At 59.2% G+C, this 13,913-nt stretch carries 11 protein-coding genes and 1 pseudogene; 7 read left to right on the top strand and 5 right to left on the bottom strand.

Annotation, left to right across the window (positions count from 1 at the left end; genetic code table 11):
• The first annotated feature begins 23 nt into the window (after window positions 1–23).
• Together P406_RS22780 and P406_RS22775 are read left to right on the top strand one after the other, a co-directional pair.
• Complete coding sequence (locus P406_RS22780; RefSeq protein ID WP_046237440.1) at window positions 24–923, top strand: LysR family transcriptional regulator; 900 nt, start codon at window positions 24–26, stop codon at window positions 921–923.
• 138 nt (window positions 924–1,061) lie between these two features.
• Window positions 1,062–1,745 carry a hypothetical protein gene (locus tag P406_RS22775; RefSeq protein ID WP_046237439.1) on the top strand — a complete coding sequence of 228 codons (684 nt, stop codon included), beginning with the start codon at window positions 1,062–1,064 and terminating at the stop codon, window positions 1,743–1,745.
• Between the two features lie 26 nt (window positions 1,746–1,771).
• On the opposite strand, the pseudogene P406_RS30410 reads toward P406_RS22775, so the two are convergent.
• Window positions 1,772–1,870 (bottom strand): annotated as a pseudogene (locus tag P406_RS30410) (nucleoside hydrolase); the annotation flags it as partial.
• 234 nt (window positions 1,871–2,104) lie between these two features.
• Here P406_RS30410 and P406_RS22770 point away from each other — a divergent pair.
• Both P406_RS22770 and P406_RS22765 read left to right on the top strand, forming a co-directional pair.
• The gene (locus tag P406_RS22770) at window positions 2,105–4,075 is read left to right on the top strand and encodes a putative bifunctional diguanylate cyclase/phosphodiesterase (protein ID WP_046237438.1); all 1,971 of its coding nucleotides are present in this window, start codon (window positions 2,105–2,107) and stop codon (window positions 4,073–4,075) included.
• Window positions 4,076–4,150: 75 nt separating this feature from the next.
• Window positions 4,151–4,861: a GntR family transcriptional regulator gene (locus P406_RS22765; protein WP_003410621.1), complete on the top strand. Its 711-nt coding sequence runs from the start codon at window positions 4,151–4,153 to the stop codon at window positions 4,859–4,861.
• Here P406_RS22765 and P406_RS22760 read toward each other — a convergent pair whose 3' ends face one another.
• The 3 genes from P406_RS22760 to P406_RS22750 all read right to left on the bottom strand — a co-directional run bounded on the left by P406_RS22760 (window position 4,862) and on the right by P406_RS22750 (window position 7,983).
• Window positions 4,862–5,812, bottom strand: coding sequence for a PDR/VanB family oxidoreductase (locus tag P406_RS22760; RefSeq protein ID WP_046237437.1), 951 nt, complete (start codon window positions 5,810–5,812; stop codon window positions 4,862–4,864).
• 73 nt (window positions 5,813–5,885) lie between these two features.
• On the bottom strand, window positions 5,886–6,950 hold the full coding sequence (locus P406_RS22755) for a Rieske 2Fe-2S domain-containing protein (protein ID WP_046237436.1): 1,065 nt from the start codon (window positions 6,948–6,950) through the stop codon (window positions 5,886–5,888).
• Window positions 6,951–7,095: 145 nt separating this feature from the next.
• The gene (locus tag P406_RS22750; RefSeq protein WP_046237435.1) at window positions 7,096–7,983 is read right to left on the bottom strand and encodes a LysR family transcriptional regulator; all 888 of its coding nucleotides are present in this window, start codon (window positions 7,981–7,983) and stop codon (window positions 7,096–7,098) included.
• Between the two features lie 127 nt (window positions 7,984–8,110).
• Here P406_RS22750 and P406_RS22745 point away from each other — a divergent pair, with 127 nt between their 5' ends.
• Window positions 8,111–8,860 (top strand): gamma-glutamyl-gamma-aminobutyrate hydrolase family protein, encoded by a 750-nt coding sequence (locus tag P406_RS22745; protein WP_046237434.1) that lies wholly within the window; start codon window positions 8,111–8,113, stop codon window positions 8,858–8,860.
• Window positions 8,861–8,988: 128 nt separating this feature from the next.
• Window positions 8,989–9,537 (top strand): cupin domain-containing protein, encoded by a 549-nt coding sequence (locus tag P406_RS22740; RefSeq protein WP_003344936.1) that lies wholly within the window; start codon window positions 8,989–8,991, stop codon window positions 9,535–9,537.
• A 27-nt stretch (window positions 9,538–9,564) separates the two neighbouring features.
• On the opposite strand, the gene P406_RS22735 is transcribed toward P406_RS22740, so the two are convergent.
• The gene (locus P406_RS22735) at window positions 9,565–11,727 is read right to left on the bottom strand and encodes a TonB-dependent receptor family protein (RefSeq protein ID WP_235810426.1); all 2,163 of its coding nucleotides are present in this window, start codon (window positions 11,725–11,727) and stop codon (window positions 9,565–9,567) included.
• A 265-nt stretch (window positions 11,728–11,992) separates the two neighbouring features.
• On the opposite strand from P406_RS22735, the gene P406_RS22730 reads away from it, so the two are divergent.
• Window positions 11,993–13,597: a hybrid sensor histidine kinase/response regulator gene (locus P406_RS22730; protein ID WP_046237433.1), complete on the top strand. Its 1,605-nt coding sequence runs from the start codon at window positions 11,993–11,995 to the stop codon at window positions 13,595–13,597.
• Window positions 13,598–13,913 lie beyond the last annotated feature (316 nt).

The raw sequence follows: 13,913 nt of genomic DNA, 5'->3' as shown, positions 1-13,913 counted from the left end.
TGATTGATACCGGGAGTGGATCAATGTTCGAGCTTTCCCAACTGCGTTGCTTCACCACGGTGGCCACGGAGCTGAATTTCCGCCGTGCCGCCGAACGGCTCAACATGACACAGCCGCCGTTGAGTCGGCAGATTCAGATACTGGAGCACAATCTGGGCGTCGAGCTGTTCACTCGCAGTACCCGCAGTGTGGCCCTGACTGCAGCGGGCAGGGCTTTTTTCATCGAGGCGCAGACCTTGCTGGAGCGCGCGCAGCAGGCGGCCATTTCCGCGCGGCGCTTTGCCGAGGGTGACATCGGCTCGGTGACCATTAGTTTCGTCGGCAGCGCGGTGTATGAGTTTCTGCCCAGGGTGATCGCCGAGGCGCGCCTCAAGCAGCCGCAGGTGAAGATTTCCCTGACGGAAATGAACACCTATCAGCAGCACGAAGCACTCAGGGCGCGGCGCATTGACCTCGGTATCGTGCGAGCGCCGTTGTTTCAGCCGGGTTATGAGAGCGAATGCCTGGTACGCGAGCCGTTCGTGCTGGCCGTCCCGAGCAATCATCGGTTGGCGCATGCCGATTCGGTGGCGGTGGCCGATCTGGATGGCGCGCCGTTCCTGATGTATTCGCATTCGGCGTATCCACCGTTCAACGAACTGCTGACCGGTATGTTTCGCTCCGCACGAGTTGCGCCGGAGTATGTCCAATGGCTTGGATCGTCACTGACTATTCTGGCACTGGTCAACGCTGGAATGGGCCTGGCATTGGTGCCGCGTTGCGCAACCAATGTGGTGTTCAAGGACGTCGTGTTTCGTGACATTGACCTGGGCGAAGGCGTGCAGAGCGAGTTGCACCTGGCCTGGCGTACCGACAATGACAATCCGGCGTGCCGGATGCTGCTCCAAGCCATTCGTGCGGCCGTCAGGGCAGATGAAAATTGAAGCGAAAAACCTTGCAACGCAGTGGCATCAACTATCATTCATTCAGTCGATAGTCATCATCAAGCAAGGCAAGTTCTGTTTTTCCGGCAAAGGAGGAGGATGGCGCCATAGCCACCTGCTCCAAAGGGAGACGACGCGATGAGAATCTTCAATCTGTTGACGTTTGCTGCCGTGTTCAGCACCAGCATTGTGTTCACTGCCCCCGTCAATGCTGCCGTCTCCCCGGTCTCCGAACAGTCCTGCCATTTCATGCCCGTCGTCGACAGCGCCGCGAGCCTGCAACACACTCAGTCAGTGGGCGTGCTGTACAGCGAAAACACCCTCAGCAACCTTCAGTATTTGAACAACTACCATTCGGTTGCACTCAGGAGCGGCAGCAATGGCGCACTCGATGCGCGTATCCGCAATGCATTCATCAACAGCTCGGCCCCTCAACTTGCGACCGACTGGCTGGTGGGTTCATTGAAGAAAGAGTTCGCCTCGGTAACCGTTTACGACAATCTCGATGCGCTGATGCAGGCGCGGCCGGACGTGGTGGTTATGCTCGACACTTACAATCGTCTGGTGAGCAAGCGCAACAGTCAGGTCGAAGCGCGGTTCATGGCGCGCTTCTATGACAATGACCTGCAATACATCGGCAAGGCTGAAGGTGAGGTGGTTCGGGAAATGACCTCGGTCTGGGTGCAAGGCAAGGCCGCTCCAGAGATCGCCGCACAGATCGATCAGCAGCGTGATTTGCAGGTAAATGCCTTGAAACAGTTCGACGCTTCGCTAAAAGCATTGGTCATGCAGGCCGACGGAGCGCAGGTGGCGGCGAACTGATGGAGTGACTGCGTCAAGCCTGAGAGGCTGTTGACCGACAAAAACTGCTCATCGACTTTCGCTGCTTCAATACCGCCAGCCATCAGCATGGTCGCCTGCAAATGGAAGATCGGCACGTTAATGCCCTTTGTCCGTAGCGGACGCTTGAAAGGTGTACAAGCGTCATTAATCCAGGCGCGCGCAGGGGGAAAGTGACCGGCGGATTTTTTCAATTAAACCGATGCACGGCTCGGTTTTACCGTAAAGAATTAATCACATCCGCCGAGAGCCTGACAAGCGAACCGACAATTAGCTGTCCGGTTCGCATGATGAGCAGCAAGCCACGTGTGCTTTGACTGTGGTAACAGAGAAGCCTTGCGATGCTGAAAAAACTACCGGGTGCCTTGCGTGCCCTGATGTCTGTGCCCGCTGATAACCCCAGGTTGTTGCAGGCCCAATACGTTGCGTTGTCCCGACAACTGCCGTTGATGTACTTCGTGCTGCTGGTCAATACCTGGGCGTTGGCGTTCACCCATTGGCGAACAGCCCCGATGTGGTTGACGCTGCTGGTTCCGGCGCTGCTCACGATTATCTGTGCTGTCCGTGCACGCAAATGGTTGCGCACGGTAAACCGGCCGCCACCCGCTCCTGCGATCATTCTGGCCACGCTGCGTGGAACCCATGGCCTGGCGGGCGTGATAGCGGCGGGGTTTGCCGCCTGGTCCCTGTCGCTTTACCCCTATGGCGATGCCTATTCCCAGGCACATGTCGCGTTTTTCATGGGCATTACGGTAATTGTCTGCATCTTCTGCATGATGCACTTGCGGCCCGCAGCGCTAACCACCGCGCTGGTCGTCAACACCGCCTTCGTCATCTTCTTCGCCTCGACCTACAACATTACCTTTATCGCCACAGCGGTGAATATCGTGCTGGTGTCGATCGGCATGCTGATCATTCTTCATTACCAGTATCGCGATTTCACCAGCCTGGTGAATGTGCAGGTAAAGACCGAGCAACTGAGTAACGAGAACCTGCTGCTGGCCAATCAGGACAGCCTGACGGGCCTGCCCAATCGTCGGCAGTTCTTTCAGACCCTGGATGCTGCGATGACCGAGGCAATGGCGCAGCGTAGCGGGCTGGCAGTGGGGGTGATGGATCTGGACGGGTTCAAGCCGGTCAATGACCTTTATGGTCATCGGATCGGCGACCGTCTGCTGATGCTGGTTGCTGAACGCCTGACCAGCGCCTCAAGCGACAAGGTGCATGTGTCGCGACTGGGCGGTGACGAGTTTGCGCTGGTGATCAAGGGTGACATGGACAGCGCCTCGTTGCTGGCGTTTGGCAAGCACCTGTGTGACCTCATGCGCGAGAGTTTCGAGCTGTCGGACATGCCGATCCAGATTGGCGCGACACTGGGCCTGGCGACGTACCCGGCCACGGCGGATAACGCGACCCAGCTGTTCGAGTTTGCCGACTACGCGCTGTATCAGGGCAAGAACCATAACCCCGGCACCACCTGCCTGTTCTCCGCCAGCCATCGTGAGCAATTGCATGCCGACGGCGTTACCGAACAGGCCTTGCGGCGCGCCAATCTGGAAACCGAGTTTCACGTATTGTTTCAGCCGATCATTGAAAGCTGCACACGCGAAACAGTGGCTTTCGAGGCACTGGCGCGCTGGAACAGCCCTGAACTGGGGGCCGTATCGCCGGCGCATTTCATTCCGATCGCCGAGCGCATCGGCATGATCAACAAGCTGACTGCGCCCTTGCTGACCCGCTCGCTGCACATGGCCCTGTCCTGGCCTGCGCCCGTCAGGCTGTCGTTCAATCTGTCCGCGCACGACTGTGCGTCTCTGGAAAGTGTCAGCCGAATTGTCGAGATCATCAAAAACAGCGGCTTCGATGCGTCGCGGCTCGATCTGGAAATCACTGAAACGGCGGTCATGCAAGATATTGCTCAGGTGCAGCAGGCCATTACCCAGTTCCGCAAGCTGGGTTGCGGCATCTCGCTGGATGACTTCGGCACCGGTTTCTCCAGCCTCAGTCAATTGCACGCGCTGGCGCTGACCAAGCTGAAGATCGACCGCAGCTTTGTCACCGGCGTGCATCACAACCCGGCCAGCTACAAGATCGTCAAATCGCTGGTTGCCTTGAGTCTGGACATGTCCCTGGGCTGCGTGATCGAAGGCGTCGAAACGCAGGATGAGTTGAATGCACTGACCACCCTGGGTTGCACGATGGTGCAGGGTTACTTCTACAGCCCGCCGATCAGTTTTGCAGAGACGCTGGCGTGGATTGAAATACCCGATGAAGAGCGCACCTTCGGTTACGCCGCCTCGTGCCCCCTCTGATCGATTGCATGTGGGCGATTCACTCGGGCGCGCGTGGGGTAAGATGCCTTTTTTGATCCCCACGGAAGCCTTTTGATGAGCAAACCCGGGCAGACCGTCCTTGTTGCGTTGCGCAAGATGATTGCATCAGGCGAGCTGGCTGCCGGAGAGCGCCTGATGGAGGTGCCGACCGCCGAGCTGTTCGGCGTTTCGCGCATGCCGGTGCGCATGGCGTTTCGTACGCTGGAGCAGGAGGGGCTGCTGGTGCCGTTTGGCGGGCGTGGTTTTCAGGTGCGCTCGATCACCCCGATGGAAATCGCCGGCGCGGTGGATGTCCGCGGCGTCCTTGAGGGGCTTGCGGCGCGGCAAATGGCCGAGCGCGGCGTGACCCAGGAGGCGCGCGACGAGCTTGAGGCCTGTCTGGTGCAGGGTGATGCGCTGTTCGAAAAAGGCCATGTCACTGAAGATGACCTGGAGGTCTATCACGACATGAACATGCGTCTGCATCGCGTGATCGTCGAGGGCAGCGGCAATCGCGCGATTGCCGATGCACTGTCGCGCAACGACCACCTGCCTTTTGCCTCGGTAACCGCGCTGGCCGTGGATCGCGACAACCTGATTCGCGAATACCGGCGGTTCAATTTCGCCCACATGCAGCATCACGCCGTGGTGGATGCGCTGGTCAACGGGCAGGGCGCTCGCGCCGAGGCCATCATGCGCGAGCATGCCAACGCCACCTTGCGCTATGCGGAAATCTTCGGCGCCGGGCAGAACGAGCGCATGAAGGTCATTCAGCGCCCGGACTGATCAGATGTCGAGCACCAGCACGGGCGTCTTCGAACGTGAGCAGCAGGGCGTGAACTGATCGTTGAGCGCCTGCTCGTCTTCGGTCAGAAACAGATCGCGATGATCCGGAATGCCTTTCAACACCCGCGTCAGGCAGGTGCCACAGACACCTTGCTCACACGACAGCGGAATATCGATACCGTGGCTTTCGAGCACCTGAGCGACCGTCTTGTTGGCCGGAATGGCAATGACCTGGCCGGTACTGGCGATCTCGATCGAAAAACTGCCGTCGTTGCTGGTGTCTACCGGCTCTGCGGAAAAGTACTCGCGGTGCAGAGTGTCCTCGGACCAGCCAGCGGCCCGCGCGCTGTCGAGGATGTATTGCATGAAACCGCCTGGCCCGCACACGTACAGATGGGTATCTGTCTGTGGGTTGGCGAGCACTTTGGCAGCGTTCAGCGCGGTGCCCGGCTGTTCATCGAAGTGCAGCGTGATGCGCTCGGCAAATGCTGAATGCTTCAGGCGCTCGATAAAGGCGCCGCGCTCGGCGGAACGCACGCAGTAATGCAGCTCGAAATCGGCAGCCTCCAGCGTAAGCTGTTCGGCCATGCACAGGATCGGCGTGATGCCGATACCGCCGGCGAACAGCAGCGTGCGTCGGCTGTTTTCAGCCAGCGGGAACAGGTTGCGCGGTTCGCTGATACGCAACGGTGCGCCAGTCTGAATCTGTTGATGCAGGCTGCGCGAGCCACCACGCGAAGCCGGGTCGTTGAGGACGCCGATCAGGTAGCGGTGACGCTCGTTCGGGGCATTGCACAGCGAGTACTGGCGGATCAGCCCGTCCGGCAGGTGCACGTCAATGTGCGCGCCTGCGGTGAACGGCGGCAACAGCGCTCCGTCTGCTCGCACCAGTTCAAAGCTGCAGATATCCAGCGCTTCATCGTTACGTGATAACACCGTCACGTCGATCATGGTAGGTCCTCGGGTGACCGCGGCATGGGTCACTTCTGATTGTTGTCTTGGTGTTTCGACGGGCAATGGCCGGTCATTTTGTTGCCATCACGGGAATCTGCTCGCCGGGACCGGCCTGCTCGGCAGCGATCAGCCGCTCCAGAATCTTGCGTGACTGCACGCCACCGGCGTCGATATTGAGCTTGAGCAGGTTGCGATGCGGGTGCTTGAGCAGGTTCTGTTGCTGGCGCTCAAGCATTTCCAGGTCTTCGGTGAAGATCTTGCCCTGGCCTTCACGGATGCTGGCGGTCAGCGCTTCGTCGGCCGGATTGAAGTTGCGCGCCATGCCCCAGAAGTACCAGATGGACGTGTCGGTCTCGGGGGTGATGAAGTCGACGACGATGCTCGACGCCTTGAACTCTTTAGGCGCGTTATAGCCGCCTTTGCCCGCATGGGCGACGCCGACTTCGATCAGCACATGACTGGGCGGCGTGAAGCGGCAGATCTGCCAGCGATCAACCGGCACGTCGTCGGCCAGGTTGTTGCCACGCAGTGCCATTTGCCAGAACGGCGGCGGCATGATGTTTTCCATGTGCCGGGCGGTGACCACTTCTTCGCCTTCGACCGTCGTGACAGGCGCGGCCTCGTCGATTTCCTTCTGGCCGATGCTGGAAGCATGCACGTAGGTTTCGTGGGTGAGGTCCATCAGGTTGTCGATCATCAGGCGGTAGTCGCACTGGATATGAAACAGCCCGCCGCCGTAGGCCCATTCGTCGCTTACGGCCCACTCCAGATGATGAATGAGCGCCGGGTCGGCTTTTTCCCGGTCACCTGGCCAGACCCAGATGAAGCCGTAGCGCTCGACCGCCGCGAAGGTCTTGTTGCAAGGGAAGCCTCGAACACGCTGGCCGGGCATCGAAACAGTTTTGCCGTCGCCGCCCATGACCAACCCGTGGTAACCACACACCAGCTGGCCGTTCTCGACATAGCCCAGCGAGAGCGGGGCGCCGCGATGCGGGCAGAAGTCTTCGACGGCAACGACCTGCTGGTTCTGGTCGCGATAGAACACCATCTTTTCGTTGCAGATCTGCCGGCCCATAGGCTTGTCGGCGACTTCATCCGCTGTGCAAGCGACGTACCACGCATTTTTCGGGTGCATGATGGTTCTCCACGGTTCGATTATTGGTCTTATGGATCCACAGAATGAATCAAGTTGTTTCCTTGCGATTATTAATGCCACAGGATCGCGATTAATCCAATGATTAATTTAGTTAACTATTATTTAATGGATCCACAGAGGCTGATCAACCGGGGCTGGATACCTGCAACGCTGCGCGCAGGCGCGGCGCGAGGGCTTCCAGCAGGGTCTGCACGGAACGCAATGCGCGACAGTCGGGGCGGGTCAGCAGCCACAGGTCGGTGCGGCATCCTTCCAGCGGGCCACTCAGGCGTTCGACCGCTCCAAGGCCCTCGACCGTGAAACCGGTCAGCGCCGCGACGCCCAGGCCGGCAGCGACCAACTGCGAGACAGCCGACATGTTGCTGCAGCGGTAGCTCGGTAGTACCCCCGGAAAGGCCTGTTTGCGCCAGATCACCGAGGTATGGTCGGGCATCGAGTCGTCGGGGCTGATCCATGGGATCGAGGCCGGGTTTTGCGTCAAGGCCTCGCGGTATTCGGGGCGGCCGCAGACAAAGTAGTCGGCACTGCCCAGGCAGCGCCCGATCAGGTGCTCGGGTGGCGTATTGGTCAGGCGCAGGGCGATGTCGGCATCGCGACGGCTGAGGTTGGCAAAAGCATTGGAGGTGGCCAGCTCCAGCGTAAGGGCCGGGTACTGCGGCATGAAGTCCGCCAGCGCTGGCAACAGCAGACTGTGCAGTACCGCATCGGTACAGGTCAGGCGTACCGTACCGCTGACCACTTGTTCGCCCTGTTGCAAAGCGATGCGCGCAGCGGCAAGTGCCTGTTCGGCGCGCTCGGCCTGCTCGGCCATGGCCTGCGCGGTATCGGTCGGTATGTATCCGCGCCGGTTCTTTTCAAATAGCGCTGCGCCAAGCGCGGCTTCCAGGCGACGGATTGAGCGGAATACGGTCGATACATCAACTTGCAACAGATCGGCGGCACGGGCCAATGTGCGGCCGCGAACCAGGGCGAGCACCAGTGAAAGGTCGGCGTGGCTGATTTCATATTGCATCGGTGCATTGTTCCTTTGCCTGAACGCCTATGTTTGTTGCGCAGATGACTATCCTAGACTGGTTTCATTCCCGCTGGATAGCGTCCAAATGGCGCTGACCACTCAGATTTCACACAGGATTCAAGCTATGTCGCGACCTCCCTTGATCGGTGTTACCGCCTGCCGTCAGCAGTTGGGCAAGTATTCTTCTCACACCGCAGGCGACAAGTACGTCGAGGCTGCAGCCTTCGCGGGCATGCCGGTGATTCTGCCTGCACTCGAGGTGCCCACCAAGCCTGCGCAATTGCTCGCGTCGCTGGATGGCCTGCTGTTTACCGGCTCGCCGTCCAACGTCGAGCCACGTCACTACAATGGGCCGGCGAGCGTGGAGGGCACCGCTCATGATGTATTCCGGGATCGCACCACACTGCCGCTGCTCAGGGCTGCCATCGCTCAGGGCGTGCCGGTGTTGTGCATTTGCCGCGGTTTTCAGGAGCTGAATGTAGCCTTGGGCGGCAGCCTGCATCAGCGGGTCCAGGAGTTGCCTGGCTATCTGGATCACCGTGAGCCGCAGAGCGAGGTGCTGGCGGTGCAGTACGCGCCAAAGCATCCCGTGCAGGTGCAGATGGGCGGTTTGCTCGACTCGCTCGGGCTGGCGCCGGGGTTCGAGGTCAACAGCCTGCACAGCCAGGGTATCGACCGCCTGGCGTCGGACCTGCGCGCAGAAGCATTGGCCTCCGATGGCCTTGTGGAAGCGGTGTCCATGCCCGGCGCGCCAGGCTTTGTGCTGGGCGTGCAGTGGTACCCGGAATGGGAGTTCATGGACAACCCTGTGTCGCTCAGCCTGTTCAAGGCCTTTCGCGAGGCCTGCCAGAGCTATGCGCGCAGCAGCCGCTAGAGCGATGAGCTGCTGAGTGTTGTGGGCAAACGTGATTTAATATCCGGCTTGACGGGCTTCGGGTAATGGACGATCCATTGCGCCGGGGCGCTGCCTCATTCACCGGATATCTTTCACATAAGGCCACTATGGATACGGGAGCACGACTCAAACTGGTGCGTGAAAGCTACAAGCTGTCACAGCGTGAGCTCGCCAGACGCAGTGGTGTGACCAATGCCACGATTTCCCTCATCGAACAAAATCGTGTCAGTCCTTCCATCAGCTCGCTGAAAAAGCTGCTTGAAGGGATTCCCATGACGCTGGCGGATTTTTTCACGTTCGATCAGCCTCCCGGGCAGGATCAGTACGTGTTTCGAGCCGGTGATCAACCCGACCTGGGGCGCAACGGTGCTCGCCTGCTGCTGGTGGGCGCGACCCTGCCGAGCCGGCAGATGCGCTTTCTGCGTGAGCAGTACGCGCCGGGCGCCGACTCGGGCGATGAGCCGATCGTTCACAGCGAAGGCGAGGAGTGCGGTCTGGTGACGCGCGGCACCGTGGAGCTGACCATCGATGGGCAGGTCAATATCCTCGGTCCGGGGGACGGCTATTACTTCCCGACCACCTTGCCGCATCGTTTCCGCAATATCGGCCAGGACGAAGCCGAGATCATCAGCGCCAACACGCCGGCCAACTTCTAGGCGCTGACAGCCAACAATGCCTTGCGCCTAACGAAGGCTCCAGGAAATGCCCGCATAAATCCCCATCCCGTCGCCGGGTGTCGAGCGCGCTATGTCTTTGCCGTTGTCGTCATAACCGGGTGTCACGGTGCTGGCGTAACGCTGGTTAGTCAGGTTGCGCAGGTCCAGCCAGGTCTGCCAGTCCTCGCCGGGTGACGCATAGCCCAGTGTGGCGCCCAGCAAGGTGTACTGATCGGCGTAAAACGAGTTGGCGTAATCGACCGCGATCCTCGACGCGTGCTCGGTATTCAGCGCCACATAAACACCGACAGGATGGCTGTAGCGCAGCTCGGCCTGATAGTAATGCCGGGGGATGCCCGGCAGCGTGTTGTCGCCGAAGCGGTCGTCGTTACGGTAGTGGAAGTCGCTGAACGTGTAGGCCTGGCGCAAATCGACCTTGCCCGCAGTGCCTCCCTGCCACAGCGGGCTGTCCAGGCTGAGTTCGATACCGGTGTGGATGGTCGGGCTGGCGTTGGACTCGGCAATGACTTGCGAGCCTGTCGCGCTGGCTGCCTGGGTTTCGACACTGAGCAGTTCATGCCTGACCTGCGAGTAATACCACCCTGCGGTCCAGTCGCCTGCTGCGCTGTTACCCTTGCCGCCGAGCTCCAGCGTAGTCGCGGTCTGATTTTCAAGTTTGACGCCGACACTCTGCAGACCGGTGGCCGCACCGCTGCCTGCAGGGAAGAAACGGTTGGAGCCCCAGATCATTGACCACGCGTGGGGCGGCTCGACCGAACGACTCAGATTGCCGTAAAGCTGCAACTGCGGTGTGAAGTCGTAGCGCAGGCCCAGCCGGGTGGCATAGTCCCAGGCATGAGTGCTGACGGCTTGTTGGGTGGCGGGGTAGGTGACCTCGGTTTCGCGACGGGTATAGAGGGCGGCAACACCCGTTGTCAGCCACAGGTCCGGTAACAGCTCCAGATCATTGCTCAGGTGCAGCACGCTGTCCGAGCCCAGATAGCTGTAATCCCGGGTTCTGGTCCCCGGCGCATAGCCTGCGGTGTTGCCGGCAGGCACGCGGACGAATTCCGATGCGCCGTTGTTGGGCAGCCCCTTGCTGGTTCGCAGTCCCAGCGTGGTAATGCTCTGACGGCCGAATACGGTGTCCTGACGTATGTAATTGAGCGTGCCGCTGATATCGGTGTAAGCGACTTTCAGGCGATTGGTGCCCTCGCGCAGGTCCATGGGGTAATCGTGATAGACCAGCCCCGTTTCCAGGCGTGAGCTGTCATCCAGGTAGACAGTGGTCTTGTTGCCGAGCCAGGTGCTGCCCGGTTGCAGTCGTTTTGAGTCGCGCGCACGGTTGAGCGCATTGGCCGCCTGCGGATCATGGCGGATCTGCTCGCGGGTCAGCCTGCCCGGCGAGTCGTTGTCGGTTTCCCGGTAACGAAAGAAGAAGCGGGTTTCCAGGTTCGGGTTGAAACGGTAACCGACGTTGGCTGCGATGCCCTGGCTGCCGCCTGCACTCTGGTCCTGGAAGCCGTTGTAGCCTGAATCGGTCAGACTGACGTAATAGTCCAGATCGCCCAGTACCTGGCCCGAGCTGATCTGCCGTTTCGAGTAGCCGTGGCTTCCTGCTTCATAGCGCAACTGCAGCCTGGGTGCGTCATAACCGGTGTGGGTGACATAGTTGACCGCGCCACCCAGCGCCAGCGAACCCAGCTCAAAGCCATTGGCACCGCGTCGCACTTCCACATGGCTCAGCCATAACGGTTCCTTGAGCTCGTAGGGCGTGCCGCCGGGGCCGGTCAGCGGCAAGCCATCGAGCATTTCGAACAGCCCGGAGGCGTGCGCGCCGGGCGCCCGATTCAGGCCCGAGCCGCGAATCGAGATTTTTGCCCCCTCACTGTTGGCGGCCTTGGCGTATATACCGGGCTGGTACTTGAATACGTCTTCATTATTGGCGACCCGTCCTTGCTCGACGGTGCTCATATCGACGACGTTGGTGCCGCCCGGAACTTCCCGTAACGCGTCGCGAGCGATTTGCGCCGGGCTGTCGGTACTCGAGCCGTCAACTTCGATGCTGGACAGACTGACAACATCAGCCTCGGCGACGCAGGCAAAAGCAAGAGCTGTACTGAAACCGAACAGTTGCAGCGTCAGCGCCAGGGGGGAAAGCAGAAACGGTGGGTAGTACTGCAAGTGCATACGCCTTGTGGTTCACGGCCGGCGTCAACAGCAGGCCCTGCGTGCTCTGAAAAAAGGGACAGGTGTTCGATGCCTGATGTGTGACAGGCGTCACTAATCGGGTGAGTGAACAGGCGACGCCGGGGGATAATTCGAGCCTGTTCAATGCCCTAAGTGAATATAATTTGATTTTCGTCTGCTCAGTGAGAACCCTTTGAGGCTTCACCAGTCCTAGCCATTAGAGAGCAGGCGCAATAGCCCAATAAACAGTCGTGGAGTTTCTGGAGTGTCGGAAAATAAAGCCCGGGTCGACAATGCGGCGACGGGAGATATCAAGCATCAGGGGAAAGATATCTTTTTCGCGGCCGTAGAAACGACTCGGATGCCGATGATCGTGACGGACCCCAATCGCCCGGACAACCCCATCATTTTTGCCAACCAGGCATTTCTGGAAATGACCGGCTATTCGTCTAAGGAAATCATCGGTAGCAACTGCCGGTTTCTTCAAGGGCCGGACACTGACCGGGCAGCGGTGCAGTCGATTCGCGATGCAATCGAAGAGCGCGTCGATATCTCCACTGAAATTCTCAACTATCGTAAGGACGGCTCATCGTTCTGGAATGCGCTGTTTATTTCCCCGGTCTATAACGACGCGGGCGACCTGATTTATTTCTTTGCCTCGCAACTGGACATCAGTCGCCGTCGAGATGCCGAAGAAGCATTGCGTCAGGCTCAAAAGATGGAGGCCTTGGGTCAGCTTACCGGTGGCATCGCGCACGACTTCAATAACCTGCTGCAAGTGATGGGCGGTTACATCGATCTGATCGGCAGTGCGGCAGAGAAACCCACCATTGATGTGCAGCGTGTCCAGCGCAGTGTTCATCACGCCAAGTCTGCCGTCGAGCGCGCCAGTACACTGACCAAGCAACTGCTGGCATTTGCCCGCAAACAGAAACTGCAGGGGCGAGTGCTCAATCTCAATGGCCTGGTTTCCACGACAGAACCGCTGATCGAGCGTACGTTCGGTCCGGAAGTGGTTATCGAAACCGATCTGGATCCGGCACTGAAGAACTGCCGTATCGATCCGACCCAGGCAGAAGTTGCCCTTCTTAATATTTTCATCAATTCGCGCGATGCACTGATTGGCAGGCCCGACCCGAAGATATTTATTGAAACCCGCAATCTGGTCGTCGACGAGTTGGCCAATATGTCTTACGACGGTCTGTTACCCGGCCGTTATGTCTCTATTGCGGTGACGGACAACGGCATCGGCATGCCCGCGAGTATCCGTGATCGGGTAATGGACCCGTTCTTTACTACCAAAGAAGAAGGCAAGGGCTCCGGGCTCGGTCTTTCGATGGTCTATGGCTTTGCCAAACAGTCGGGTGGTGCTGCGCGTATTTATACCGAAGAAGGTGTCGGCACCACGCTGCGCCTGTATTTTCCTGTAGACGAAGCGGTGCTGAGCAAAAACGATCCGCCGAAAGCCTCGGAAAGGCGCGTTGGCAGCTCCGAGCGGATTCTGATCGTGGAAGACCGTCCTGACGTGGCCGAGCTGGCGAAGATGGTGCTGGATGATTACGGCTATGTGTCGGAAATCGTCCTCAATGCCCGTGAGGCACTCAAGCGCTTCGAGGCCGGCAGCATGTATGATTTGCTGTTCACTGACCTGATCATGCCGGGCGGCATGAATGGTGTGATGCTCGCGCGTGAAGTGAGGCGCAGGTACCCGAAGGTCAAGGTGCTGTTGACCACCGGCTACGCTGAGAGCTCGATCGAGCGAACCGACATTGGCGGCTCCGAGTTTGAAGTGGTGTCCAAGCCCTGTATGCCGCAGGACCTCGCCAGGAAGGTCAGGCAGGTCCTCGACGGGCCGAACGGTATCGCCTGACGATACTGACAATGAACACATGAAGGCCTGCCTGTTCTCAGTCGGGCCTTCATGCTGTTTGGCGCTGTCTTTATTACGATACCTGCGCACACCCTTGTAAGGTTGGGTATATCCAGTGAGTGTCGGTATTCAAAAAGGCGGACAGCCGGTTAATGCCCGTCTGTTATTAACGGACATCAGACAACTGCTAATAGTTATAGCAAACAACCTAATAAAACTGAACGTTTGTAACTCGCTTGGAGCATGGCGCGCAGGTAACGTTCCTTTGATGTGCGTCACTATCAATACAGTTCTATTGTGCTTTTTCAAGCCTGAA

Source organism: Pseudomonas syringae pv. coryli str. NCPPB 4273 (assembly GCF_000972175.1).
GTDB lineage: Bacteria > Pseudomonadota > Gammaproteobacteria > Pseudomonadales > Pseudomonadaceae > Aquipseudomonas > Aquipseudomonas syringae.
The sequence above is the reverse complement of the archived record's forward strand: the minus strand, read 5'-3'. Positions and strand labels throughout refer to the sequence as shown.

What these genes read in the sequence shown, in the direction of transcription:
- P406_RS22760 (WP_046237437.1), bottom strand. Translation starts at nt 5,812, where the DNA reads ATGATCGACGTGACGGTGTTATCACGTAACGATGAAGCGCTGGATATC.
- P406_RS22750 (WP_046237435.1), bottom strand. Translation starts at nt 7,983, where the DNA reads ATGCAATATGAAATCAGCCACGCCGACCTTTCACTGGTGCTCGCCCTG.
- P406_RS22765 (WP_003410621.1), top strand. Translation starts at nt 4,151, where the DNA reads ATGAGCAAACCCGGGCAGACCGTCCTTGTTGCGTTGCGCAAGATGATT.
- P406_RS22740 (WP_003344936.1), top strand. Translation starts at nt 8,989, where the DNA reads ATGGATACGGGAGCACGACTCAAACTGGTGCGTGAAAGCTACAAGCTG.
- P406_RS22735 (WP_235810426.1), bottom strand. Translation starts at nt 11,727, where the DNA reads ATGCACTTGCAGTACTACCCACCGTTTCTGCTTTCCCCCCTGGCGCTG.
- P406_RS22780 (WP_046237440.1), top strand. Translation starts at nt 24, where the DNA reads ATGTTCGAGCTTTCCCAACTGCGTTGCTTCACCACGGTGGCCACGGAG.
- P406_RS22755 (WP_046237436.1), bottom strand. Translation starts at nt 6,950, where the DNA reads ATGCACCCGAAAAATGCGTGGTACGTCGCTTGCACAGCGGATGAAGTC.
- P406_RS22770 (WP_046237438.1), top strand. Translation starts at nt 2,105, where the DNA reads ATGCTGAAAAAACTACCGGGTGCCTTGCGTGCCCTGATGTCTGTGCCC.
- P406_RS22745 (WP_046237434.1), top strand. Translation starts at nt 8,111, where the DNA reads ATGTCGCGACCTCCCTTGATCGGTGTTACCGCCTGCCGTCAGCAGTTG.
- P406_RS22775 (WP_046237439.1), top strand. Translation starts at nt 1,062, where the DNA reads ATGAGAATCTTCAATCTGTTGACGTTTGCTGCCGTGTTCAGCACCAGC.